Origin of the sequence: Bacillus cereus group sp. BfR-BA-01360 (assembly GCF_022663595.1) — a bacterium.
Taxonomy (GTDB): domain Bacteria; phylum Bacillota; class Bacilli; order Bacillales; family Bacillaceae_G; genus Bacillus_A; species Bacillus_A cytotoxicus.
Window position 1 is genome coordinate 142,242 of the sequence record NZ_JAKUFV010000003.1, and the last position, 25,905, is coordinate 168,146.

Consider the following 25,905-nt stretch of genomic DNA (forward strand, 5'->3'; position numbering starts at 1 on the left):
ACATGGAGAAAGTACTAAAATCATTATTTGAAACGATTGAAAATCGAAAACAAAGCCCGCTGCAGGGTTCATATACAAATTATTTATTAACAAAAGGAGCAGACAAAATTTTAAAGAAAATAGGAGAGGAATGTACGGAAGTTGTCATTGCTGCGAAAAATGATAATAAAGAAGAGATTGTTAAAGAGATGGTGGATGTATTGTATCACTGTTTCGTTTTATTAGTAGCAAAAAATATTTCATTAGAAGAAATTGAAAAAGAAGTGAGAGAAAGAACAGGGAAGATATCAAAGACAGAAGAGCGGAAAGAGATTGATACATTGTAGGGAGGAAGGAAAATACATGAAAGTTGATTATCACCTCTCCCCTTTATTTATCTCGCTATTTTAGGGCTCATAATCAGTGGGGAGATGAAGAAAGCCCCCACTGATTAAAGTTTCACTTTATAAATTTTAATGTAGCAACAAGTGACGATCGCAATTTCATCAGGTGCACACTATCCAAATGATTTAGGACGGTGCGGGGATGGCGACATTTCAGAAGCGAGTAAGAGTGATGAAGTGAATCGAAGAGCAGTAAAACAGCTTGAATAAAAAATGATTTTGTGATGAAAACCCCTCTTTTTGTTCACACTATAAAAGAATGAAAAGGAGGGTTTTTTATGCCAAAACAACAAAATCAAAAGATAAAAGGTATGAATGAAAGCTATACTTCTCAAACAAATGAAGAAGTTGATTCTGTTATTCAAGAACAAATTAGCGATACGGTAGCTGAAGGAACAATCGATGCGAAACTTCAGAAACAATCAAATGAAGCACAGTAAAAAAAGAGGAGAACGATTCGTCTCCTCTTTTCTTTGAAAAAGTGTCGATGTTCTAAACGATAATCAAATTTCTTGGCTTTTTTCATATATATTTTTTACAATAAATGAAGAAGTGTTCATTTTTGAAATAGAAGAGGTGCTTATTTTGGCAAAAATATTAGTAGCAGGTAAAGTTCCAGAAATCGGATTACAATTATTAAAAGAACATGATGTGGAAATGTATGATGGAGAAGAATTAATCTCTGCCCAGGAATTAACAAAGCGTGTCCAAGATAAAGATGCTTTATTAAGTTTGCTGTCTACGAAAGTGACAAAAGAGGTCATTGATGCAGCGCCGCATTTAAAAATTGTAGCAAACTACGGTGCTGGATACGACAATATCGCTTATGAATATGCAACGGAAAAGGGGATTCTTGTTACGAACACGCCGAAAGTGTCTACAGAAGCGACAGCAGAATTAACATTTGCACTTTTACTAGCAGCAGCAAGAAGAATTCCAGAAGGTGATACGTTATGCCGTACAACAGGATTTAATGGCTGGGCTCCACTATTCTTTCTCGGAAGAGAAGTATATGGGAAAACAATTGGAATTATCGGTCTTGGAGAAATTGGAAAAGCGGTTGCGAAACGCGCAAAAGCATTTGGCATGAATGTGCTTTATACAGGACCAAATCGAAAACAAGAAGCTGAGCGAGAATTAGATGCTACATATGTATCGCTAGAACAATTATTACAAACAGCAGACTTTATTACAATTAACTGTTCGTATAACAAAAGTTTGCACCACATGATAGATGAAGAACAATTTAAAATGATGAAAAAAACGGCGTATCTTATTAATGCAGCTCGAGGTCCAATTATAAATGAGTTAGCGCTTGTTCATGCATTAGAAAGAAATGAGATTGAAGGAGCAGCTCTTGATGTATTTGAATTTGAACCGAAAATTACAGAGCAATTAAAAGGACTAAAAAACGTTGTTCTTACTCCTCATGTTGGAAATGCAACATTTGAAACAAGAGACGCTATGGCGGAAATGACAGTGCGAAATATTTTAGCTGTATTAAAAGGAGAAGAAGCACTAACACCTGTAAATTCAAAAATATTGGTAACAAAATAAGAGAAGTCTTCCTCATTGAGGAAGACTTCTCTTATTTTGTTTTGTTAGCTTTTTTTTTATGAGACGGTCTCTGTCGAATAAATTGGGATAACATATACAAAATATAAAGAGGGATGGCAATAAATAGAAAAACAGAAATATTACCAAAGCTTGTTTTATACATTGTATAAATAATACCAATTAAAAATAATGTAATAATGATACTATAGCGCGGAATTGGTACATCTTTAAGACTTGGGATACGAATGCGGCTCACCATTAAAAATGCAAACGTTACAAATACTGTAATAAGAACAATTTTAGGAATGGTATGCGAGAACAATGTTAAGAAAGCAACAAGTCCTCCCGCAGCAGTAATTGGAACACCAGTGAAATACTTCATAGAGGTAGATGATGGTGTCACGTTAAATCGAGCTAAACGATATGCTCCGAAAAGAGGAAATAGCCCAGCTATGTATAGTCCGATAATCCCATAATTTGAAAAAGATGTATAGTACATTAAAACAGCAGGTGCAGCCCCAAATGTCACAACATCTGCTAATGAATCAAGTTCTTTTCCGAGTTGTGAATCGACACGTAATAAACGAGCAATTCGACCATCAAGACTATCTAGCATCATCCCGATGAGTACTAAAATAGCAGCTGATTTATAATAACCTAAAGATGCATAGCCGATTGACAAAAATCCACTATATAAATTTCCGAGCGTAAATAAGTTTGGAATTGCTGCCCTATACAAAATATGATCCCTTGCTTTCTGTTATAAATTCTTAATTAGTGTATGAAAGTTTACTCATTTTATCATACCATAAATTTCTTTCTCATACGAAAAAAATTCTCAAATTGTGAAAGGTTTTACAACAAAATATATGAAACATTATATTATAAAATGATGTTGTTAAAAAGAGGGAATTTTCTATATATATGACTGTTTCATCCGTTCCAGCAATGAAACAGAAAAGCCCATGCCGTTTTTGTTTCAGCATGGGCAAAACTAAGCACTTTTCCAAAGTTATTCAAATTGTGTCGTCATAGTTCCTGTTTTATATTGATTATTAGAATCAAAGCGTAGTAAGTCACCATAAATGATCTTATCTGAGTAATTTAATTCTGTTTTTGCTTTTTCAAGATATGGCTGACAAAATGAGAGATCAGTCGGTTCACCAGTGCTTTTTTTGTAGCATATATTTTTTGTATAAATGTAGTCATTTGTCACAAAACTACCGTCCCGCATAATCATAAGTGGATTTGTGTTGTTTAGAAATAAATCGGTACCAAATTCGATTGATTTCTTTGTTTTTATACCAAGTAAATGTAGTAAAGTTGGTTTTAAATCAATCTGACCTGAAACTTTAGAAATTACTTTTCCTTTTTGGCCTGGTATATGAATAATGAGTGGGACACGTTGCAATTGCATAGAATCAAAAGGTGTGATAGCATCCCTTCCAAGGAAATGAGCCATTGCTGCATTATGATTTTCTGAAATGCCATAATGATCTCCATAAATGACAATAATAGAATTATCATATAGTCCTTCTTCTTTTAAACGATTAATAAATAGTTTAATAGCTTCATCCGTATAACGAACGGTTGGGAAATAACGATTGAGAACACCGCTTTCAGAATGATATTCACTAATATATTGGTCTTCTGGATTTAAAAGAAACGGAAAATGATTTGTAAGAGTAATAAATTTCGTATAAAAAGGCTGCGGTAAAGATTTTAACTTTGAAATAGATTGTTCAAAGAATTCCTTATCTTTTAATCCCCAACCGACAGACATTTGTTCCGTTCCTACATAATCATTTAAATGAAAATAACGATCGTATCCAAGCGCTGGATACATGATGTCACGATTCCAAAATGTTTTATCATTTGAATGGAAGACAGCAGAATAATAACCATATTTTTTTAGTTGTTCTGGAGTTGCTGTATACTCATTTGTCGCATGAGTAAAGAAGACAGAACCACGATCTAATGGATAAAGTGAATTCTCAACGATAAATTCTGCATCCGATGTTTTACCTTGTCCAGTTTGATGATAAAAGTTATCAAAATAGTAACTATCTGTGATGAAACGATTTAAAAACGGAGTAATTTCTTTCCCGTTAATTTTTTTGTTAATAACAAAATTTTGCGTAGACTCCATGGAAATTAAAATGACATTTTTTCCTTTTGCGATACCAAACAATTCTTTATCAAATCCTGCATCTTTTGTGTCTACATAGTTTTTAATTTCAGAAAAGCCATCTCCGCTCGCAAATACACGCTCGGCAGAATTTTTCGATTGAAGTGTAATATCAAATACATGATATGTGTATAATCCTAAATTTTTAACGACTGTTTGTCGATCAAAAGATCTTGAGAACAACTGTGGTTTATAAATGATAGATACAATGAGCTGTAATGCTAATAAAGCTGTAATACTACCGAAAAAGGTTCTCTTTTCTGTTTTTGATAACGGTGTTGTATTGCAGAACTTCGGAAACTTACGTGAAAGAAACATTAAGATGATTACATCTGCAAATAAAAGTAATGTTTTATACGTAAAGAGTTCTTTAATACTTGTTCCTAAATCAGCCATATTATTCGTTTGGAATAAAACAGGAAATGTAACAAAATCATTATAAAACCCGTAAAACATTGCATTCCCAAATAAAATAAAGGAAAAAATAAAGCTGATTCCAATAATAAGTCGATTTCGATATTTCGATGCAAGCAGTGCAAACCCAAAGAATAATAGTAAAGAAGCTAGCGGGTTGAACAAGAGCATGATTTCTTCAAAGAAATTATCAATTTTAATATCGAAAGCTAGCTTGTACACAATATATGTTTTTGTCCATAATAAAACGACTGCGACAAGCGCAAATCGTAATTTTGGAAACAAGTGTTGCAGCATATAGTATACTCCTTTCCTACGTTTATGACAGTTCTTGTAATTGTACTTTGCTAAGTAGAAGCTTCACTTTATATATACGAACAGCCTTATATGGTTATGATTATTGTACTATGTGTACCATTATACGAGAAGAGAAAAGAATTGTGGATGCTTTTTGTGAGAATCGATTAGAACAAGAGAAGTGGGAGATAATAAAATGAAATGACAATCATGCAAAGAACGGAATCAAACATTGCATGAGAATGGGAGGATATCATGAAAAAAATAATTTATTTCGTACTATGTAGTATCTGCATTGTATGTTCTTTTCCTAGATCAGCTGCGGCTCAATACGATGCTCCTTTGCTGGAAGATGCTCTTTACTCAGTATTGTTTCCACAAATAAACGCTGCAATGGAAAAGCATTATGGAAAATTAAAGCCGTATGATTGCCCGAAAATCGTTAGCTTAAAAAAACTTTATAGCGGTACATATGTATTTCAAGCAGTCATTGAAGTAACGAAATATGAACCAGGCACAGGGGGAGAAAAAGTGCCTCCTTTTGAGAAAGTTAACGTCACTTTTAATAATGAAGAAGGGGAGTGGAACGTAACAAAGGTGGAGGTAAAGCGTTTATCAGATCATACAAAAATAAATTGTAAAAAATAGTTTGACAAATAAATTATCTCTTTGGTATTGTTAATAGCAACATAAGATGTTTGACAAATAAATAGACTTACCTCATCTATTCTCAAAGGTAGAGGCCGCGATAGGAAAGAGTAAACTATAGGAGATTGAGTGGAATCGTTGATTATAGTCTGAAAGGGACTGTCGCCGAAATATAAGAATAACCACATTATTCATATATTGGGACTATGTTGAATAAATGTAGTACTGTCATAAGATTTATTTTTATGGAGAGCTATTTGGAGATGTTGATGCGGTTTCTTATTTGAGAAGATAACAACTTGTTTATTTTTTCAATATGTATAATTTCTAATAAGAAACGCGTGTGAACATTGTTCCGCGCGTTTTTTCTTTATCTTGTATAATTCTCCCCCGCCTTAAGATTTCGAGAAGAATAAGGGGGGATTGGTGAGGGCTCACAATCAGTAGGGGAGGAAGAACTCCTACTGATTAAAGTTTTACTTTATCTAAAAGCGTGACAATGAATAGAAGATTGGGGTTATGAGTTTTAGAGAAAATAAGGGAGGAATTTACATGTATTTACACGGCACGAGCCGGATTAATGAACAAGGACACTTAGAAATTGGAGGGTGCGATACAACGCAGTTGGCGAAACGATATGGGACACCGCTTTATGTATATGATGAAACTGCAATTAGGGAAAATTGTCGTGCGTTTCACCATGCTTTTCAAAAAAGCGGGTTCTCTTATCAAGTAGCATATGCAAGTAAAGCGTTCTTGTGCATGGAGATGTGCCGAGTAGCATTAGAGGAAAATATGTCTTTAGATGTTGTTTCGGGCGGGGAGTTATATACCGCTTTACAAGCAGGATTTCCAGCATCACGCATTCATTTTCATGGGAATAATAAAACAGAAGAAGAAATGAGAATGGCGCTAGAAGCAAATATTGGATGTTTTGTAGTAGATAACTTTTTTGAATTAGAAGTATTACATGATTTAGCGGAGCAGTATAAAAAAATGGTGAATATATTGATTCGTGTCACACCTGGTGTAGAGGCGCATACACATGAATATATTACAACAGGCCAAGATGATTCGAAATTTGGTTTTGGTGTTTCAAACGGGCAAGCACTGCACGCTATGGAACGTGCATTAGAAAAAACAAATTATAATGTGTTAGGTATACATTCGCATATTGGTTCGCAAATTTTTGAAACAGCAGGTTTTATTCGTGCGATTGAAGTATTACATCATTTTTTAGAAGGAGTAAAAACAAAAACAGGTTATACAATTTCGGTGCTGAATGTAGGGGGGGGATTTGGTATTCGTTATACGGAATCGGATACACCACTTACTCTTGAGGCGTATGTGCAAGCTGTAACAGATGCGGTAAGAGAGCGATTTACAGCATGTGAGTATCCACTTCCGGAAATATGGATTGAACCTGGTCGCAGTATTGTTGGTGATGCAGGAACAACAATTTATACAGTAGGCGCAATAAAAAATATTCCTGGTATTCGTAAATATGTTTCAGTCGATGGGGGAATGACAGATAATTTAAGGCCTGCATTATATGGTGCACGCTATGAAGCGATGCTTGCAAACCGTGCAAATGTAGCAAACGAAGAAGTTGTCTCAATTGCAGGGAAATGTTGTGAGAGCGGAGATATGTTAATATGGGATGTTTATCTTCCGCAAGTAGTCTCTTCAGATCTATTAGCGGTGTCTTGTACAGGTGCATACGGGTATTCTATGGCAAATAATTATAATCGGATTCGTAGGCCAGCCGTTGTATTTGCGAAAGATGGAACATCTCAAGTGGTAGTGGAACGCGAGTCGTATGAAAATATAATTGGGAACGATCGCATACGTATAAACGAGCTCGTTTAAAATAAAAAGGAGTTGTTCAAAAGGGAACAATTCCTTTTTTAAATAAAAAATATAAAATATATCGGAAAACTAGGATTGAAAAAAATCAGAATTATGATACAATACGAATTACAAAGCTTATCAAGAGAAGCGGAGGGAACTGGCCCTATGAAGCTCAGCAACCTGCTCATAGCAGTAGCAAGGTGCTAAGTCCAGCAAAATGGCATCCATTTTGAAAGATAAGGTAACATATATTACCGAACAGTCTTTTCGAAATGGAAAAGATTTTTTTATGAATAAAAAGGGGGGACTGTTCGTGGGAGTGCGTGGACATTTTGATGAAGTAGCTGAAAAGATTCAAGCGATGCTTGCTGATATGAAATATGGTTCTATTACAATTGTTGTGCAAGATGGGAAAGTGATTCAATTAGAAAAAAGTGAAAAGGTACGCTTGAAATAAAAGCGCTGACTAGAAAAACTAGAGGCGGTTTTAATCTATTTTATTGGATTAAAACCGTCTTTTTGCTTTTTATAGGGGGAAAAACATGTTGACATATGAAACGTGGGAAGAAGACAGTATGTCTTTTTCTGAGAGAGATGAAACGAAAGGGGCGTTAGCTGTATTAGAGTGGGCGTATAAACAATATAATGATGAAATTGTATATGCGTGCAGCTTTGGGGTAGAAGGGATGGTTCTTTTACATCTTATCAATGAAGTAAATCCATTTGCTCAAGTTGTCTTTTTAGATACAAATGTTCATTTTTGCGAAACGTATGCGTTAATTGAGCGAGTGCGTCAACGATTTCCAAAGTTGAATATTATTGAGAAACAACCCGGACTGACGCTCGAAGAACAAGAGGATAAGTATGGAAAAGATTTATGGGAACATAATCCTAATCTTTGTTGTAAGCTTCGGAAAATTTTACCTCTTGAAGAATTGTTAGCGAATAAAAATGCATGGATTTCAGGATTAAGAAGGGAACAATCTGAGACGAGGAAGCATACAAAATTTATAAATCAAGATCATCGCTTTCAATCGATTAAAATTTGTCCGCTTATTCATTGGACATGGAAAGAAGTGTGGCGTTATGTGTATAAACATAATTTGCCATACAACCCATTACATGACGTTGGTTATCCAAGTATAGGTTGTGAGAAATGTACATTACCTGTAGGCAAATATGGAAGTTCAAGGGATGGCCGGTGGGCTGGATCGGTGAAAACGGAATGTGGACTTCATCACCAATGAAGTTTTTAGTGATCTGAAATAGAGAAAAGAAGGAGTATAGAAACATGACTGCAACAAATTTTTTAGTAAATCGTATTGATGAAACATATGATACAGCAAATATTGTACAAGAAATTGAACTAGACAGCATCGCTTTAAGTGACTTGGAACTGCTTGCAACAGGAGGATATAGTCCGCTTATCGGTTTTCTAGGAGAAGAAGAGTATCAATCTGTTGTAGAAACCATGCGATTAACAGATGGAAGTATATGGAGTATTCCAATTACACTTCCAGTAACAGAAGAAAAAGCAGAACAATTACAGGTAGGAGAAGAAGCTCTGCTCGTAAAAGATGGCGTCACATATGGGGTCATTCAAATAGAAGATATTTTCACGCCAAATAAGGAAAAAGAGGCATTATTTGTATATAAAACGACTGAAGATGCTCATCCAGGAGTGAAAAAATTATATGAACGTGCAAATGTATACGTAGGAGGCGCAATTACAATTGTAAAGCGGGTTGAGCATAAGAAGTTTGCTTCTTATTATCTAGATCCAAGTGAAACGCGTGAAATCTTTGAAAAGCGAGGTTGGAAAACAGTCGTCGGTTTTCAAACGAGAAATCCAGTTCATCGAGCGCATGAGTATATTCAAAAATCAGCACTTGAAATTGTAGATGGTTTGTTTTTGAATCCGCTTGTTGGAGAAACGAAATCAGATGATATTCCAGCGGATGTAAGAATGGAAAGTTATGAAGTGCTTTTGAAACATTATTATCCAAACGATCGTGTTTTCTTAGGAGTGTTTCCTGCCGCAATGCGTTATGCAGGACCGAGGGAGGCAATATTTCATGCATTAGTTAGGCGAAACTTTGGATGTACGCATTTCATTGTAGGACGCGATCATGCTGGAGTAGGAAATTATTATGGTACGTACGAAGCGCAGGAGATTTTTAAACTTTTCACAGTAGAAGAGCTAGGAATTACGCCACTCTTTTTTGAACATAGCTTTTACTGCAAGAAATGCGAGGCGATGGCTTCAACAAAAACATGTCCGCATGGAAAAGAAGATCATGTCATTTTATCGGGGACGAAAGTAAGAGAAATGCTAAGGGATGGTGACGTTCCGCCAAGTACGTTTAGCCGGAAGGAAGTCATTGAAGTATTAATTCGTGGTTTACAAAAAGCACGGTAACAGAATAAGGAGAGAATAGCATGGACACAAATATTACGTGGCATACAGCTTCTGTTTCGAAAGAGGAGAGAAGAAAGAGGAATGGGCACCATAGTTTTGTCATTTGGTTTACGGGGCTATCAGCTTCAGGAAAGTCAACGGTAGCAAATGCAGTTGCTAGAAAATTATTTGATAGAAACATAGGGAATTATGTATTGGATGGGGATAATATTCGGTACGGTTTGAATAAAGATTTAAGTTTTTCTGAAAGAGATCGCGCAGAAAATATTCGCCGTATTGGTGAGGTTTCAAAATTATTTGTTGACCAAGGAACGATTGTGCTTACAGCTTTTATCTCACCTTTTCGAGCAGATCGCCAGCAAGTGCGAGATATTTTTGAGAAAGATGAATTTATCGAAGTGTTTGTGAAATGTCCAATCGAAGAGTGTGAGAAACGAGATCCGAAAGGGTTATATGAGAAAGCGAGACAAGGGGAGATTAAGCTGTTTACGGGCATTGATTCTCCATACGAAGAACCGGAAAAAGCGGAATTAACTGTGGAAACAAACCGTTATTCCATTGAAGAGTGTGCGGAACAAATCATTCATTATTTACAAGAACGTAGCTTCATATAGGGGGATAGATTATGAGTTATGAAAAAGTATGGGCAAGCAATGAGAAATTAAATAGGACAGAGAAAAAGAAACTAGAGAAAGATGGTTTGGAGATTTTTAAAGAGATTCCGTATTATGCTGAAAACGGCTTCGCATCTATTCCGAAAGAAGAATGGGATTCCTTTAAATGGGCGGGGTTATACTTGCAACGTCCAAAAGAGGCAGGGTACTTTATGATGCGTGTTAATATCCCTTCTGGTATTTTAACGAATGAACAAGTGGAAGTATTAGCTTCTATTGCAGAAGACTATGGCCGTGATGTTCTCGATATTACGACAAGACAGGCAATTCAATTTCATTGGTTACAAATTGAACAAATACCGGATATTTTTAAGCGTTTAGAAAGCGTAGGATTATCAACAGCAGGAGCGTGCGGAGATATTACAAGAAATATTATCGGAAATCCGCTTGCTGGTATTGATCGTGATGAGCTCTTTGATACAGCGCCAATTGTAAAAGACATATACGAGTTCTTTCAACATAATGAGGATTTTTCGAATTTACCACGGAAATTTAAAATGTCTATTAGTGCTAATGTATATAATGCAGCAAATGCTGAAATTAATTGTGCAGCTTTTGTACCAGCGCGGAAAGAAATAGATGGAAATATAGTCGAAGGGTTTCACGTGCGAGTTGGTGGTGGATTATCAGCGCGTCCTTATTTAGCACAAGAACTCGATCTCTTTGTTCGCCCTCAGCAGGTGAAGGACGTAGCGATTGCTATTGCGACTATCTTTCGGGATTTTGGATATCGTGAAAAACGCCATTTGGCTCGTTTGAAATTTTTAGTAGCAGATTGGGGGCCGGAAAAATTTAAAGAAACATTACTAGAATATACAGGCCCTTTATATGAAAAGGGAGAGAGTGCTCTAAAAGGATGGAATGCCGGTTATTTTTATGGTGTGCATAAACAAAAGCAGGAAAATCTATCATATGTAGGCTTTAATGTGCCTGTTGGGCGGTTACATTCGGAGGAGTTCTTTGAAATTGCAAGAATTGCTAAGCAGTATGGAAATGGAGAAATTCGTACATGTAATTCACAAAACTTCATTATTCCCAATGTACCAGAAGAAAATGTAGAAAGTCTATTAAAAGAACCATTGTTTGAATCCATATCAGCAAGTCCAAAATCTTTCATCGGTTATGCTGTATCATGTACGGGAATTGAATATTGTAATCTAGCATTAGTGGAAACGAAAGAAAGGTTACGGCAAATTGCAGATTATTTAGATACGCAACTTGCATTAGATGTTCCTGTTCGAATCCATATGGTAGGCTGTCCGAATTCATGCGGGCAACGGCAAATTGCAGATATTGGATTACAAGGTGTAAAGCTTAAAACGAAAGAAAAAGGGATTGTTGAAGCCTTTGAAATATATGTAGGTGGAACGTTGCTTGAAGGTGGTGCCTATAATCAAAAATTAAAAGGGAAAATTGATGGAGAAGATCTTTCAAATGTACTGGTGGCATTTTTAACTTATTTTAAAGAGCATAAATTGCCAGCTGAAACATTCTATGAGTTTGTAGGTCGTGTAGGGATTGAAAATTTACAAGAGGCATTCAATACCATTATAGAAGAAGGAATTGCATCATAGGGGGGGGCTAACGTATGGATTTATATCGTTTTGAAGCTGTTTTAGTAAATGGTGTTGTGCCTGTAGTTGTCGTTGCGCAAAGTGAAGAACAAGCATTTCGACTTGTTGAAGTCGAATTAGAAAAATATTTCTTACCTTTGCCAGAAGTGAAAGAAATTTCTCTATATGAAAAAAAGAAGATTCGAAAAGGTGCAGCGTTTGTGATTGATGAACAAGAGACTTTGTAGTACGAAATAAACAATAATGGAAACTTCCATTCATAGAATGGAAGTTTCACTTTAACTAGGAGAAATGAGGAGAGAGGATGGGCAAAGTATATATTGTGGGTGCGGGACCAGGAGATCCAGAATTAATCTCAATTAAGGGAGTAAAGTGCATTGAACAAGCGGATGTCATTTTATATGACCGGCTTGTGAATAAAGAATTACTTTCTTATGCAAAACCAGATGCAGACCTAATTTATTGTGGGAAATTACCAAACTACCATACGATGAAGCAAGAAATAATCCATACGTTTTTAGTGAAATATGCGAAAAAAGGAAAGGTTGTAACAAGGCTAAAAGGAGGGGATCCGTTTGTATTTGGCCGAGGTGGTGAGGAAGCAGAAGTGTTAGCAAAACATGGTATTCCTTTTGAAATTGTTCCTGGCATTACAGCAGGAATAGCAGCTTCTGCGTATGCAGGTATTCCTGTTACGCATAGAGAAGTAAGTGCCAGTTTTGCTGTTGTAACAGGTCATCGCAAAGAAGGGACAGAGGAAGAAATAAAATGGAGAAATTTAGCAGAAGGTGTCGATACATTAGCGGTATATATGGGAGTTAGTAATCTTCCGTATATATGTGAGAAACTTTTGCAATATGGGAAAGAAGCAGAGACACCGGCTGCTATTATTGAATGGGGGACTACTTCGTCACAGCGTACGGTTGTAGGAACGTTAGGGACAATCGTTTCTATCGCGGAAATTGAAAATATTCAAAATCCGAGTATGATTGTCATTGGAGAAGTCGTTCGTTTTAGGGAAAAGATTCACTGGTTTGAACAGCAAACAGAAGTAGCATATTCAGTAAGCGGAGTATTGTAAAATGAAAGCAGTGCTGTATATATGTCATGGAAGTAGATTAAAAGCTGCGAAAGAAGAGGCGATACAGTTCGTTACTTCTTGTATGAGTCACATTCATGCGTCTGTTCAAGAAGTTTGCTTTTTAGAGTTGGCAAGTCCATCCATTGAAGAGGGAATTGCTGCTTGTATAAAAAGAGGAGCAACAAAAATTATTGTCATACCAGTTTTTCTATTAGCAGCAGGACATGTAAAAAAAGATATTCCATATGAATTACAAAAAATAAAAAATAAATATGAGAATCTTGAAATTGTATATGGTGATGCATTTGGAGTATCTGATTCGCTTATTTTAGCCGCTTATAAAGAAAGTGGTTTGGAAGAATATCAGGAAGAAGCAACGCTTTTACTAGTAGCAAGGGGAAGTAGTGAGCCAGAAATAGTAGAGAATATGAGGGAGATTGCGTTTTTATTTCAGCAGCAGAAGAATGTGAAAACGGTGGAAGTATGCTATTTAGCTGCAACAGAGCCAAGATTTGAAGATAAATTACAAGAAATAATAGAAAGAAAAGAAAAGCATATCGTCGTTTTGCCTTATTTATTATTTACAGGACTGTTAATGAAACATATTGAACAAGAAGTAAGTAAATATCAAAATGCGGATATACATATAAGTCCGTACTTAGGAAAGAATCCTACAGTTCGAAATATGCTAATTCAAAAGACAGAACGGCTATTAAGGAGCGATCAATATGTATCCACTTACAGTTCGAATTGAAAATAAGCGCGTTGTTGTTATTGGGGGCGGGAAGGTTGCTGGATTTAAAATTATACCGCTATTAAACCAAGGAGCAAATATTATTGTTGTGAGTCCTAAATTAGATGCAAGCTTAGTGAAACTTGTCGAATCGAAAAAAATCCGCTGGTATCAAAAAGAGTATGAAAATGGCGATTTAGAAGGGGCTTTTTTAGTAGTGGCAGCCACTAGCGATCCGTTCTTAAATGAAAGAATTGAAAAGGATGCTGGGACAAATCAATTGGTAAATGTGATTACAAATCCAGAAAAGGGAAACGTTCATTTTCCATCTACCATTCATCGTGGCAAGCTTAATATAGCTGTTTCTACAGGAGGAGCAAGTCCGAAGCTTGCGAAGAAAATTCGCGATGAAATTGCGCATAAATACGGTGAAATCTATGAAACATATCTCGAGTTTCTATATGAAGTAAGAAGAAAAGTGAAAGAATTACAATTGGAAAAACGGGAGCAAAATAGAATGCTACAAGAAGTGCTAAAGCCTATATACCTTCAAAAAGAAACAGAACGAGAAGTATTTTTACAAGCATTAGAGAAAAAGAGTCAAGTAGGATAGAACATGAATCGTACTTTACAAACAGAATCGTATGATTTATAATCACAAGTATCTTTAAAATATGAAATCGATGAGCAAGAAGAGTATGTATATTTGAGGCGTTCAGAGAGCTGGGGATAAGGTGTGAGCCCGGTGCGATAAAATATACAGAATGGGCTTGCGAGAGGTATGCTGAACAATTGAGTAGGCAGCCCGGGTTCCGCCGTTAAAAGGATAGGGTATCGGATGTTTCCTGTACCTGAAAGAAGTGGGATTTTCTTAATCCAATTGAGGTGGTACCACGGTATTCCATTACATATATCGTCCTCTACATGCATAGCAGCGTGTGGAGGACTTTTTTATTTTAAAAAGGGGGTGCGCGAGTATGAAATGAAAGGGTATAATTTACAAAAGTAAGAAAATTCAGAAAAGGAGAATATATGATGAAAGACAAACAACAATGGACGTCGAAAATTGGTTTTGTACTCGCAGCTGCTGGGGCCGCAGTAGGACTTGGAGCAATATGGAAGTTTCCGTATGTGGCAGGTAATGGAGGGGGCGGCGCGTTTTTCTTAGTCTTTTTGCTGTTAACATTATTTATTGGTATGCCTCTTTTATTAGCGGAATTTGTCATTGGACGTAGTACACAAAAAGAAGCTGTGACAGCTTATAAAGTATTAGTACCAAATAGTAAGTTATATCCATGGATCGGCCGCATAGGAGTTGTCACTTGTTTTAGTGTTCTATCTTTTTATAGTGTTGTAGGCGGTTGGATTTTACTATATTTATATTTTAGTGTGACAGGTACTTTTTGGGAGGAAGGAGTAAACTATGGTGAAGTGTTTGGAGCAACAATTTCGAATCCTACAAGTGCAGTTGGAGCACAACTTCTCTTCATGCTTTGCACTATTTTCGTTGTGAGTAAAGGGGTGGAGAAAGGGATTGAAAAGGCAAGTAAATATATGATGCCCCTCTTATTTATTTTATTTGTTACGATTATTATTCGTGCGCTTACGCTGGATGGTGCTTTTGCTGGGGTCGAATTTTTCTTAAAACCAGATTTTTCAAAGCTAACGGCAGATACGATTCTATATGCAATGGGACAATCTTTCTTTTCGTTAACAGTGGGCGCATCTGTCATGGTTACGTATAGTTCGTATTTAAAGAAAGAAGAACATTTAGCGAAATCAGCAACATCGATTGTAAGTTTAACGGTATTTATTACAGTGCTTGCCGGTTTAGCTATTTTTCCAGCTATCTTTGCATTAGGAGTTAAACCGACAGAAGGACCAGGATTATTATTTATTATTCTTCCGGCTGTATTTGCCAAAATACCGTTTGGACAATTTTTCTTTATTATGTTTTTGATCTTATTTTTCTTTGCCACATTAACTTCAGCTATTTCAATGCTTGAAATTGTTGTTGCTTCTACAGCGAAAGATCATGTAAAGAAACGTCCTTCTGTATCTTTCATCATTGGTTTACTTATTTTTGCTGCTGGAATTCCATCTGCATTATCATTTGGGATTATGAGTGACGTTAAGATATTTGGAAAGACATTTTTTGATTTAGTTGACTTTGCAGTTAGCAATATTTTGCTTCCATTAGGTGTATTAGCTATTTCGCTATTTGTGCCAAATAAAATGCGTAAAGATTTACTGATGAAAGAATTAGAAGTTACGGAAACAAGAGGGAAAACATTATTTAACATTTGGTTTTTCTTACTTCGTTACATTATCCCAGTAACAGTTATCATTGTATTTTTAAATGCAATTGGTATATTTAAAATGTTATAAAACAAAGTAAAACTTTAATTCAGTAGGTGCTTTTCCATCGCCTATTGATTATGAGTTTGGTGCTTGTTTGTCTAATGAACGGTTATAGGCTTTGTGAGTAACGGCGGCAGCTATAAATAATCCGATTAAAAAAGTATCGAACCCCCGAGAGTAAAGAGGCGTCCTATATAAGTTTCTTGTGCTTCTTGTAGCTCGTTTTGTAATTTTTCTTTATTCATAATCAAATCCTCCTAGATGAATTGGACTATTATTTTAGTCTATGGAAAATGCCTACAAGATATTAAAGAAATAAAAAACTCGGTATGTACCGAGTTTTTTATAGTCCGATATAAGGAGAAGGGTCTACTGCGTTTGTTTTTCCTACATTCCATTCGCCAATATGAAGTTCGAAATGCAAATGTTGACCGAAAGATTGTCCTGTATTTCCCATAAATCCTAATTGTTGTCCTTGTTTAACAGTTTGTCCGTTTGAGACAGAACGGCTGCTCATATGCGCATATACAGTTGTATATGTTTTCCCATTTATTCGGTGAGATAAGTATACAACATTTCCGTAACTAGAAGACATCTCAGAGCGAATCACAACACCATCGGCAGCGGCAATAATGGGAACTGTACCAGAGGCTGCAATGTCGATACCGAAGTGATTCCCTAAAGAACGAGAACCAAATCCAGAGGTCTTTGAGCCAGCAGCTGGTTTAATAAATCCGCCTACATTTGTATCATGTGGTACTGAGGTAGCTTCCGTTGAAGCGGCTGCTTGTTTTTTTGCTTCTTCTGCCTTACGCGCCTCTTCTGCACGTTTCTCTTCTTCCATTGCTTTTTGAACAGCTTGGCGCTGATTCTCTAAAATATTTTTCGATTCTTCTAAACTCTCAATCTCTGAATCTACTTGTGATACTTTTATATGTAAATCATTAATGAGACTTTGTTGTTGTTGTTGGTTTGTTTGTAATTCTTGTTGTTTTTGCTGTAATTTTTGTTCAGCTTCTTTTAGTTGCTGTTCTTTCTTTTCAACAGCTTCTTTTTCGTTTTTTACAGTTTCCCGATCTTGTGTTTGTTTTTTTACGATATCAGTATCATTATTTAAAATTAAACTAACGGAATACATATTATCAACGAGATCTGCGAGGTTATTTGAACTTGTTAAAACTTCAGTTATAATATTTGTTCGCGGTTTTTCTTGCATCGATTGTAAACGTTGTTTAATCACTTCTTGACGTGTATCAATATTCTTTTGTAGTTGCTCAATATGTTTCTTTTTCTCATCAATAAGTTGCTGTGTTTTAGTAATTTCTTTTTTTGTATCGTTTAAATCAGCTTCATTTTTATTAATGGAAATTGTTAATTCATCAATCTTCTTTTGTAATTCTTGTATTTCTTTCTCCATTTGTTCTTTTTCAGCTGACTTATTTTGTAGTTCTTGTTGTTTACCTTCTAATTCTGATTGAATATTGGACAGTTTATCTTGACTTGTTTCTGCGTGTACTGGTGAAAGTAACGGAGAAACAAAAAGAGTTCCCACTGCTAAAACGCTAAAAGCTGCAAATTTCTTATTCATGAGTTGTCTAGCTCCTTTCCCATCTATGATTGTATATAAGAAGAAGAATGCTGTCTATTGTTGTAATCATAATGTAAAGAAAATTTTATAAAATTGCTGAATATTGTCGAAGTTAGTTATTTATATGTCTTGTAATCCTTTTCTTTCCTACTTCAATAAAAAAATGAAAAATGGTAAATATTCATTTTTCTGTTATATGCATAAAAAGAAGGTGCAACAGAAAAACGCTAATAAATCAAAGGAGGGAGTATTCTTATGTTAGGTTTTCTTACATGGGTTTTATTTTTGTCAAGAAAAATATTTGTATTCAGGAAAACTTATTTTGTTGTCAGATTTCATTTTATGATTTATCATTTTAAAGGGAGACAAATGTAGTGAATTGTCGAATTATATGTAATACTCTTAATTTCTTTATTTCATAGAAAAATAGAGTTATAGCATCTAAGAAGGGGGTTGGCAGCAAGTATGAAGAGGATTGGACTTGCATGGCAAATATTAATAGGGCTTGCACTCGGTATTGCAGTTGGGGCGATTTTTTATGGCAATCCAGAGGTAGCAAAGTTTTTACAACCAATTGGTGATATTTTTATTCGATTAATTAAGATGATTGTTGTACCAATCGTTGTAGCGAGCATCGTTGTTGGGGTTGCAGGTGTTGGAGATGTGAAAAAGCTAGGTCGATTAGGCGGAAAAACAATTATTTATTTTGAGATTATTACAACAATTGCGATTGTTGTCGGCTTGCTGGTAGCGAATATTTTCCAACCAGGAAAAGGTATTAATATGAATGAATTAACAAAAACAGATATTTCAAAATATACAGCTACAACTGAGCAAGTACAGAGTCATTCATTTGCGGATACATTTGTAAACATTGTTCCGACAAATATTATAGAATCACTGGCAAAAGGTGATATGCTTGCTATTATTTTCTTCTCTGTATTATTTGGTTTAGGGATTGCAGCGATTGGTGAAAGAGGAAAACCGGTTCTGCAATTTTTCCAAGGGGTAGCAGATGCAATGTTTTATGTTACAAACCAAGTAATGAAGTTTGCACCATTTGGGGTATTTGCTTTAATTGGTGTGACCGTTTCTAAATTTGGTCTAGCATCATTAATCCCACTAGGGAAGTTAGTGATTGTTGTGTATGGATCGATGATTTTCTTTGTTGTTGTCGTACTAGGACTTACAGCGAAAATCTTTGGAATTAACATATTTCAGTTCTTTAAAATTTTAAAAGATGAGCTTATTTTAGCGTATTCTACAGCGAGCTCAGAAACAGTTTTGCCAAAAATTATGGAGAAGATGGAGAAATTCGGCTGTCCAAAGGCGATTTCATCTTTCGTTATTCCAACTGGTTATTCATTTAATCTAGATGGATCAACGCTATACCAAGCGATTGCTGCAATTTTCTTAGCACAAATGTATGGTATTGATTTATCGATTACACAGCAAATTACATTGTTACTTGTATTAATGTTAACATCAAAAGGGATTGCAGGGGTACCAGGTGTATCATTCGTTGTACTATTAGCAACGTTAGGTACAGTTGGAATTCCGGCAGAAGGTTTAGCGTTTATCGCAGGTATTGACCGTATTTTAGATATGGCACGTACAGCAGTTAACGTTGTTGGAAACTCTTTAGCAGCTGTTGTTATGTCTAAATGGGAAGGACAATATGATGATATAAAAGGACAAGCTTATTTGAAAGAGATATCTGGAAAACAAGTAGCGTAATAACGATTGAAAAAGCTCTCGCATCAATATGTGGGAGCTTTTCTATATTGGAAAGGAGTGGGATGTATAATGAAGAGAAAATATGGAAATGGTGCTTCGTGGAAAAGATTGTTACAGAAAACGTATGAAGTGCGGGAATGTGAGCAAGGTATGTTAGGAATTTTGCATGTGATAAAAGTAAAGGAACCTAGTTATAAGCAGTATGATCATAGTGAAATTTGTATTGTAAATGATGGCTATACATGGGTGCAGTATTTTATAAAAGGTAAAAAATTTGTTATTACAGCTATGTTAGATGAACAAAAAAATATAGTACAGTATTATATTGATATTGCTAAAGAGTTCGAAATAGATGAGAATGGCTTGCCATATTTTGATGATCTATATTTGGATGTCGTATTATTTCCAGATGGGAAAATATATTTATTAGATGAAGGTGAGTTGGAAGCGGCTTATGCAGAAGAAACCATTTCCAGAGACGAATATAATGAAGCGTGGGATATAGCAAGGTGGGTTATGGAGAGAATCGAAAAAGAAGAATTTCCATGGATTTCTATTTTAAAACGTGAAATAGAAACATTGAAATGATCATTTTTTATGTATAATGATTGGTATATTCGTCGCATTATATGAATAAGAAGAAAAATACCGATTATTTCTATAAAAATAATAATTGACTTTTGATTTATAAGCGAGTAAAGTTAGGAAAGACATTATTACAAATAAAAATATGAAACCTTCTTATAAAGAGAGGCGGAGGGACTGGCCCTATGATGCCTCGGCAGCGGACTCGATTTTGGAGTGCTGTGCCAAATCCAGCAAGCATGTGCTTGAAAGATGAGAAGAGTGTTTCTTATAGATGTATAAGACCTCTTCTTCTTGGAAGAGGTCTTTTGTTATTCAGTAGAAAAGGTTTAAAACTAGGGAGAGATGATATGGTGAAGGAAACGAGAGGAAATATTTTTGCTTTATTGCCACTTGGAATATTTTTAGTACTATTTATTGGTTCTGGAATCATTACAGGTGATTTTTATAAATTGCCGATTTTAGTAGCGATACTAATTGCGGTAGGAGTTGCTTTAGCGATGAATCGGAAAGAGAGTTTTACAGCGAAAGTAGAACGCTTCGCTAAAGGAGCTGGGAATCCAGACATTATGATTATGGTATTAATATTTGTACTTGCTGGTGCTTTTTCAGAAACAGCAAAGGGAATGGGAGGAGTGGACTCTACAGTTAATTTAGCTTTAGCTGTTTTGCCACAAGGATTTATTATAGCTGGCATTTTCGTGATCGGTGCATTTATTTCATTAGCAATGGGAACTTCAATGGGAACAATTGCAGCATTAGCGCCGATTGCTGTAGGGATCAGTCAACAAACAGATATTTCAATTGCGTTAGCGATGGCAACAGTTGTAGGTGGGGCTATGTTTGGAGATAATTTATCATTTATTTCTGATACAACAATCGCAGCTGTTCGTTCACAAGGGACAGAAATGAAAGATAAGTTTAAAACGAACTTTTTAATTGTTTTACCCGCTGCTATGATTACCGTTATATTATTAGTTGTTCTTACTTTAGGAAATCATACAGAAATAAAGACACATGCATTTGATTGGATGAAAATATTGCCGTATGCAGGGGTGCTTGTTACAGCGCTACTTGGATGGAATGTACTCGTTGTATTAACAGGTGGAACCATTTTATCTGGTATCATTGGTTTTTTAGATGGGAGTTATACGTTAGCTAGCTTCTTTAAAAGTGCTGCAACAGGGATGAATGGAATGATGGAACTCGTACTATTGGCAATTTTAATTGGTGGAATGGTTGAAATCATTCAATATAATGGTGGTATTCAATATTTAATGAATACATTAACGCGTAATATCCGTTCGAAAAAAGGTGCGGAATTTGGAATTGCTGGATTAGTAAGCATGACGAATATATGCACAGCGAATAACACAATTTCGATTATATTCACTGGTCCTCTTGCAAAAAATATTGCAGATCAATATGAAATTGATCCACGAAAATCGGCGAGTGTACTAGATGTGTTCTCGTGTTGTGTTCAAGGGCTAGTTCCATACGGAGCGCAGATGTTAACAGCAGCAGGATTTGCGGCTTTATCACCAGTTGAACTATTGCCGTATGCATTTTATCCAATTTTAGTTGGACTATGTGGTGTAGTCTCAATCTTAATTGATTTTCCGAGATTTTCAAAAGTCGAGGAAAAAGGACAATTTCATAAAACAGCCTAATTTTTTATTAGAATAAGGCAAAAAAGACGCTCATAAAAGTGATTTTGAGCGTCTTTTTATCGTTTATACGTCCTTTTTAGTGGTTGTATTTCTCTTTTTTATGATTTGTAAAGTCGTCCTTTACATCTTCTCTCATTTTTTTTATCTGTATTAACCTCTGTCTCAAAATTTCACGAAAGCAACGACATTAGGTGAAAATATGCTTATAAAAGTTCGATTCGTGAAGGGGAAGTTGGCAAAAGACTGATTGTGTCTCAGTCTTAAGTCTGAGATGAAAACGGTTCTTAAGCTCGTTATGGAAAATCAAAAAAATAGTTAAGATAAGAGTATCAAATCGAAGGGAGGCGAGCACAAGATGAAACAATTTCTAGCGTTCATTGCAGCCGGTATTTTGGCTTTAATTGCTCTTGGTAGCCTTGGTGGTATGATAGGATTTGCCATTGGAGCGGGAATTGTGTACTGGAGCTATAAATCATTTGTGCGAGCACAATCATTTTTTGGAAAGTTAGCTTGGGGGATTGTTGGTTTAATCGGTCTATCAATTGCTCTTTCACATTCTCCTGCATTAATTGGTATTGTAGCCTTGGTAGTTTTATATTACGGATACCGTGAGTGGAAAAAGGAAAAAGATGTAGTAATGGATTCTACTTCAGGGAGTTCTACAAGATATAGCAACTTTGAAGATGAGTGGAATAAGTTAATGAAAAACTAGTATAAACGAATTTAACTGATAAAATAGAAGAGAGGAAGATTAGGATGAAACAATCTTTATTTGGCCGTGTACGCGATGCGATTTTAGCAGATCTTCATAATGTATTAGATGAAAAAGAAAGAAAAAACCCAATTGCTATGTTAAACCAATATTTACGTGATAGTGAACGTGAAATAACAAAAATTGAAAAGTTAATTGAGCGTCATAAAACGTTAAAAACGAACTTTGCTCGTGAGCTTGAAGAGGCACGTTATTTCGTAAATAAGAGATCTAAGCAAGCCATTATTGCACAAGAAGCAGGAGAACTGCAACTACATGAGCGTGCTTTAGAAGAAGTCGCATATTATGAAGGACAAGTGGCTCGTTTAGAAGAAATGTATGCAGGTGTTATCGAACAAATTGACGAATTAGAACGTCGCCTTTCTGAAATGAAAAATAAATTAAAAGAAATGAATGCAAAGCGTATGCAACTGATGGCGCGTGAGAATATGGCGCATGCGAATCGTCGTATGAATACAGCGCTTCATAAAATGGATGAAAGCAATCCGTTTTTACGATTTGAAGAAATAGAAGATCATATTCGTGATTTAGAACTTCGCATAAATGAAGGGTATGAACGTGATACTTTTGATATGAAAATTGCTAAACTGGAGCGCGAAATGAAAGATAAAAATGAAGTATCTTTAAACAAAGAAGGGATAAAATAATTGTAGTATATTATAAAACGAGCATATGATATAGTGATAGAAGAAAAGGTGTTGGTAAGCAATACCTTTTTCTTCTATTTATCTCGCAGTAACGGGTAGCCTGATTGGTGAGGGCTCATAATCAGTGGGGGATGAAGCCCCCCACTGATTCAAGTTTCACTTTATATGTAATGAGAAGGGGGGAGCTGAAATGAAGCAACAATTTTCAAAAACACAATTTGTGGGGATGCTCCTCATTATATTTGGATTTGGTCTTTTTATCGATATGATTTCTGGACGCTTTGAACCAGGAGGTCTCATTTTTGCCTTTATTATGATTATGTTTGGAAGACATTATCGAAAGAAGAATCGTTATGTGAGAGGTAATGTGTTTTTATTTATTGGAGGACTTGTATTTTTATTTTTTCTATTTTCATCAGCGGCTTTCGTACTTGTTGTATTCGCTTGTTTCGCATTGATCGGTTATCGACTGATTCAAGGGCAGCAGAAACAGCAAGTTATTCAAGTTCAGATTAAGGAGAAAGGATATATTGATGAGGATAAACCAATCTATCGTTCTGAACCATATTTGAAAAATATGATGATAGGAAACGTACGAATGATGGATCATATTTATGAACTAGAAGATATTAATGTTCAATATGGAGTCTGTGATGTTGAAATGGACTTAACAACGGCTATGATTCCAGAAGGAGAAACCGTCATTGTTATTCGTGGGGTAATCGGAAATATTAGATTGTACGTTCCATATGACATTGAATTATCTTTAAATCATTCGGTTATTGTTGGGAGAGTATTACTGCCAGGGCATGAAGAAACAGGTTTGAACCGAAATGTTACATTTAAAACAGAGCAGTATAGAGAAGCTCCTCGTCGTATTAAAATTATTTCTTCGCTTGTTGTAGGAGATACGGAAGTGAGGAAAGTATGATGAAAAAACAAGGAAATATTTCATGGATGTACATTCGTTATTCTATGCTATCTTCCATTAGTATTGCACTCATTTGTACTATTATCTATATGTGGAAAAGCAAGCAAGATATATATGATTTCCTATGGAAAGAATCCATCGCCTCTGTTCCTGTTGGTTTGTTAATCATGAGTACAAGTCTTCTTATTGGAGGCATTGTAGGATATGCGATTGGCTATTATGTAAAGCAGCGTATTCAAGGTTTGAATACTTTCTTATTTGAAGTAGAGCGAGGGAACTTTCCGAAAGATGTTTCGTTTACGGCAGAAGACGAATTTCATGAAATAGAGCGAAAAGTTATGACACTTACTCGAAGATTAGAAGAACAAGCTGGATTATTTCAAAAGGTAACAAATGAACGAGCCCATTGGAATGAAGAAATGAAGCAAGAAGCTATTTCTCAAGAAAGACATCGCTTGGCAAGAGAACTGCATGATTCTGTAAGTCAGCAGCTTTTTGCAATGTCTATGATGATGTCAGCAATTAATGAGCAAGTAGATCAATTTCCAGAAACAACAAAAAAACAATTGAAGCTTGTAGAGAACATGGTCGTGAATGCGCAATCCGAAATGAGAGCATTGCTTCTTCATTTACGTCCTGTACAATTGGAAGGAAAAAAACTCACAGAAGGTATAGAGGAACTATTAACAGAGCTGTCTAGAAAACAGCATATGAAAATCGAATGGTTCGTTGAATCCATTCAGTTAAAAAAAGGTGTCGAAGATCATCTATTTCGTATTTTACAAGAAGCATTGTCTAACACACTGCGACATGCAAAGGCAAAGAAAATAGAAGTACGCCTTCGTCAAATTGATCAATATGCCATTTTGAAAATAATTGATGATGGTGTTGGGTTTGAAGTTGGAGTTGGAGTAAATAAAGCAGGATCATATGGATTACAATCTATGCAGGAACGTGTTCATGAAATTGGAGGGACGTTAAAAGTACTTAGTTTCCCAAATAAAGGAGCACAAATTGAAGTGAAAGTGCCAATTATGATAGAGAGAGGGGGAGAATGATGATTAAAGTATTACTAGTTGATGATCATGAAATGGTTCGCATGGGAGTATCTGCTTACTTATCAACACAACCAGATATTGAAGTAGTTGGGGAAGCGGAAAATGGCAGAAAAGGTTCAGAGCTAGCATTACAATTAAAACCAGATATCATCTTAATGGATCTTGTTATGGATGAAATGGATGGAGTGGAGGCGACGCGTGCGATTATTAAGGAATGGCCGGAAGCAAAAATTGTGGTCGTAACGAGCTTTTTAGATGATGAAAAGTTATATCCTGTTATCGAGGCGGGGGCAACGAGTTATTTATTAAAAACGTCACGAGCAAGTGATATCGCAGATGCGGTGCGAGCAACTTATGATGGGGAAACGGTGTTGGAACCAAAAGTGACCGGGAAAATGATGTCTCGGATGCGCCAAAAGAAGGAACAACCATTACATGACGATTTAACAGAAAGAGAGTTTGAAATTTTATTATTAATTGCAGAAGGAAAAAGTAATCAAGAAATTGCAGATGAGCTGTTTATAGCACTGAAAACTGTGAAAACGCATGTAAGTAACATTTTAAATAAATTGAATGTCAGCGATCGAACACAAGCAGTTATTTATGCATTTAGACATCAACTTATAAAATAGAAAGGAGCTTCAACGAAGTATGTGTGTATTTTGTTGAAGCTCTTTTTTAAGTATGATTATCTAAAGTAAAAATTTTTTACATCCTCTATATGAAAATCTTTTAGT

Annotated in this window: 27 protein-coding genes, 3 riboswitches and 1 other annotated feature; of the genes, 24 read left to right on the forward strand and 3 right to left on the reverse strand. The window is 35.7% G+C overall.

The features are described 5' to 3' along the window. Positions 1–2: 2 nt before the first annotated feature. The 4 genes from hisE (at position 3) to MR056_RS04365 (ending at position 1,940) form a co-directional block, all read left to right on the forward strand. Positions 3–326, forward strand: coding sequence for a phosphoribosyl-ATP diphosphatase (gene hisE, locus MR056_RS04355; RefSeq protein ID WP_011984213.1), 324 nt, complete (start codon positions 3–5; stop codon positions 324–326). Between the two features lie 141 nt (positions 327–467). Continuing rightward, on the forward strand, positions 468–593 hold the full coding sequence (locus tag MR056_RS22220; RefSeq protein WP_255815432.1) for a hypothetical protein: 126 nt from the start codon (positions 468–470) through the stop codon (positions 591–593). Between the two features lie 68 nt (positions 594–661). Further along, positions 662–823, forward strand: a complete 162-nt coding sequence (locus tag MR056_RS04360) for a DUF4025 domain-containing protein (protein ID WP_011984214.1) — start codon at positions 662–664, stop codon at positions 821–823. Between the two features lie 145 nt (positions 824–968). Continuing rightward, the gene (locus MR056_RS04365; RefSeq protein ID WP_242136520.1) at positions 969–1,940 is read left to right on the forward strand and encodes an NAD(P)-dependent oxidoreductase; all 972 of its coding nucleotides are present in this window, start codon (positions 969–971) and stop codon (positions 1,938–1,940) included. Positions 1,941–1,971: 31 nt separating this feature from the next. Here the strand turns inward: MR056_RS04365 and pssA are convergent, their stop codons facing one another. Together pssA and MR056_RS04375 are read right to left on the reverse strand one after the other, a co-directional pair. Beyond that, positions 1,972–2,679, reverse strand: a complete 708-nt coding sequence (pssA, locus tag MR056_RS04370) for a CDP-diacylglycerol--serine O-phosphatidyltransferase (protein WP_011984216.1) — start codon at positions 2,677–2,679, stop codon at positions 1,972–1,974. A 273-nt stretch (positions 2,680–2,952) separates the two neighbouring features. Continuing rightward, positions 2,953–4,839, reverse strand: a complete 1,887-nt coding sequence (locus MR056_RS04375) for an LTA synthase family protein (RefSeq protein WP_210351525.1) — start codon at positions 4,837–4,839, stop codon at positions 2,953–2,955. Between the two features lie 255 nt (positions 4,840–5,094). Here MR056_RS04375 and MR056_RS04380 point away from each other — a divergent pair, with 255 nt between their 5' ends. From MR056_RS04380 to MR056_RS04435, 12 genes are all read left to right on the forward strand, one after another. Next, a complete protein-coding gene (locus MR056_RS04380) occupies positions 5,095–5,487 on the forward strand; it encodes a DUF3888 domain-containing protein (RefSeq protein WP_011984218.1) in 393 nt (130 codons plus the stop codon). A gap of 81 nt (positions 5,488–5,568) precedes the next feature. Continuing rightward, positions 5,569–5,751, forward strand: a riboswitch (Lysine riboswitch). Positions 5,752–6,039: 288 nt separating this feature from the next. Further along, positions 6,040–7,356: a diaminopimelate decarboxylase gene (gene lysA / locus MR056_RS04385; RefSeq protein ID WP_087098191.1), complete on the forward strand. Its 1,317-nt coding sequence runs from the start codon at positions 6,040–6,042 to the stop codon at positions 7,354–7,356. A 114-nt stretch (positions 7,357–7,470) separates the two neighbouring features. Next, positions 7,471–7,581, forward strand: a riboswitch (SAM riboswitch). Between the two features lie 70 nt (positions 7,582–7,651). Continuing rightward, positions 7,652–7,795: a YezD family protein gene (locus MR056_RS04390; protein ID WP_087098193.1), complete on the forward strand. Its 144-nt coding sequence runs from the start codon at positions 7,652–7,654 to the stop codon at positions 7,793–7,795. 85 nt (positions 7,796–7,880) lie between these two features. Beyond that, positions 7,881–8,585 (forward strand): phosphoadenylyl-sulfate reductase, encoded by a 705-nt coding sequence (locus MR056_RS04395; RefSeq protein ID WP_087098195.1) that lies wholly within the window; start codon positions 7,881–7,883, stop codon positions 8,583–8,585. Positions 8,586–8,629: 44 nt separating this feature from the next. Then, positions 8,630–9,757 carry a sulfate adenylyltransferase gene (sat, locus tag MR056_RS04400; protein WP_011984222.1) on the forward strand — a complete coding sequence of 376 codons (1,128 nt, stop codon included), beginning with the start codon at positions 8,630–8,632 and terminating at the stop codon, positions 9,755–9,757. 20 nt (positions 9,758–9,777) lie between these two features. Continuing rightward, a complete protein-coding gene (gene cysC, locus MR056_RS04405) occupies positions 9,778–10,371 on the forward strand; it encodes an adenylyl-sulfate kinase (RefSeq protein ID WP_087098197.1) in 594 nt (197 codons plus the stop codon). Positions 10,372–10,382: 11 nt separating this feature from the next. Continuing rightward, entirely contained in the window at positions 10,383–12,005 is a 1,623-nt protein-coding gene (locus tag MR056_RS04410; RefSeq protein ID WP_087098199.1) for a nitrite/sulfite reductase, read from the forward strand. A 14-nt stretch (positions 12,006–12,019) separates the two neighbouring features. Continuing rightward, positions 12,020–12,232, forward strand: a complete 213-nt coding sequence (locus MR056_RS04415) for a DUF3906 family protein (RefSeq protein ID WP_011984225.1) — start codon at positions 12,020–12,022, stop codon at positions 12,230–12,232. A 77-nt stretch (positions 12,233–12,309) separates the two neighbouring features. Continuing rightward, positions 12,310–13,086, forward strand: a complete 777-nt coding sequence (gene cobA / locus MR056_RS04420) for a uroporphyrinogen-III C-methyltransferase (RefSeq protein WP_087098201.1) — start codon at positions 12,310–12,312, stop codon at positions 13,084–13,086. 1 nt (position 13,087) lies between these two features. Next, the gene (locus tag MR056_RS04425) at positions 13,088–13,840 is read left to right on the forward strand and encodes a sirohydrochlorin chelatase (protein WP_011984227.1); all 753 of its coding nucleotides are present in this window, start codon (positions 13,088–13,090) and stop codon (positions 13,838–13,840) included. Next, the gene (locus tag MR056_RS04430) at positions 13,815–14,432 is read left to right on the forward strand and encodes an NAD(P)-binding protein (RefSeq protein WP_087098203.1); all 618 of its coding nucleotides are present in this window, start codon (positions 13,815–13,817) and stop codon (positions 14,430–14,432) included. Before MR056_RS04425 ends, MR056_RS04430 begins: the two co-directional genes overlap by 26 nt. Before the next feature lie 61 nt (positions 14,433–14,493). Further along, positions 14,494–14,743: a binding site (T-box leader), on the forward strand. A gap of 111 nt (positions 14,744–14,854) precedes the next feature. Further along, the gene (locus MR056_RS04435; RefSeq protein ID WP_140388403.1) at positions 14,855–16,207 is read left to right on the forward strand and encodes a sodium-dependent transporter; all 1,353 of its coding nucleotides are present in this window, start codon (positions 14,855–14,857) and stop codon (positions 16,205–16,207) included. 316 nt (positions 16,208–16,523) lie between these two features. Here MR056_RS04435 and MR056_RS04440 read toward each other — a convergent pair whose 3' ends face one another. Beyond that, positions 16,524–17,768 carry a murein hydrolase activator EnvC family protein gene (locus MR056_RS04440; protein ID WP_011984230.1) on the reverse strand — a complete coding sequence of 415 codons (1,245 nt, stop codon included), beginning with the start codon at positions 17,766–17,768 and terminating at the stop codon, positions 16,524–16,526. Between the two features lie 465 nt (positions 17,769–18,233). On the opposite strand from MR056_RS04440, the gene gltP reads away from it, so the two are divergent. The 8 genes from gltP (at position 18,234) to MR056_RS04480 (ending at position 25,800) form a co-directional block, all read left to right on the forward strand. Beyond that, positions 18,234–19,505: a glutamate/aspartate:proton symporter GltP gene (gene gltP / locus MR056_RS04445; protein ID WP_011984231.1), complete on the forward strand. Its 1,272-nt coding sequence runs from the start codon at positions 18,234–18,236 to the stop codon at positions 19,503–19,505. A gap of 69 nt (positions 19,506–19,574) precedes the next feature. After that, positions 19,575–20,093, forward strand: coding sequence for a ribonuclease FAU-1 family protein (locus tag MR056_RS04450; RefSeq protein ID WP_242136521.1), 519 nt, complete (start codon positions 19,575–19,577; stop codon positions 20,091–20,093). 150 nt (positions 20,094–20,243) lie between these two features. Next, positions 20,244–20,349, forward strand: a riboswitch (SAM riboswitch). Between the two features lie 94 nt (positions 20,350–20,443). Next, positions 20,444–21,760 (forward strand): Na+/H+ antiporter NhaC family protein, encoded by a 1,317-nt coding sequence (locus tag MR056_RS04455; RefSeq protein ID WP_041810293.1) that lies wholly within the window; start codon positions 20,444–20,446, stop codon positions 21,758–21,760. Between the two features lie 355 nt (positions 21,761–22,115). Further along, positions 22,116–22,472, forward strand: a complete 357-nt coding sequence (locus MR056_RS04460; protein ID WP_087094690.1) for a lmo0954 family membrane protein — start codon at positions 22,116–22,118, stop codon at positions 22,470–22,472. Positions 22,473–22,516: 44 nt separating this feature from the next. Then, positions 22,517–23,179, forward strand: coding sequence for a PspA/IM30 family protein (locus MR056_RS04465; protein ID WP_011984235.1), 663 nt, complete (start codon positions 22,517–22,519; stop codon positions 23,177–23,179). Between the two features lie 190 nt (positions 23,180–23,369). Next, on the forward strand, positions 23,370–24,110 hold the full coding sequence (liaF, locus tag MR056_RS04470; RefSeq protein ID WP_011984236.1) for a cell wall-active antibiotics response protein LiaF: 741 nt from the start codon (positions 23,370–23,372) through the stop codon (positions 24,108–24,110). Further along, positions 24,110–25,168 (forward strand): sensor histidine kinase, encoded by a 1,059-nt coding sequence (locus MR056_RS04475; protein ID WP_087094779.1) that lies wholly within the window; start codon positions 24,110–24,112, stop codon positions 25,166–25,168. The genes liaF and MR056_RS04475 overlap by 1 nt, the downstream gene beginning before the upstream one ends. Then, on the forward strand, positions 25,168–25,800 hold the full coding sequence (locus tag MR056_RS04480) for a response regulator (RefSeq protein ID WP_011984238.1): 633 nt from the start codon (positions 25,168–25,170) through the stop codon (positions 25,798–25,800). Before MR056_RS04475 ends, MR056_RS04480 begins: the two co-directional genes overlap by 1 nt. Positions 25,801–25,905: the final 105 nt, after the last annotated feature.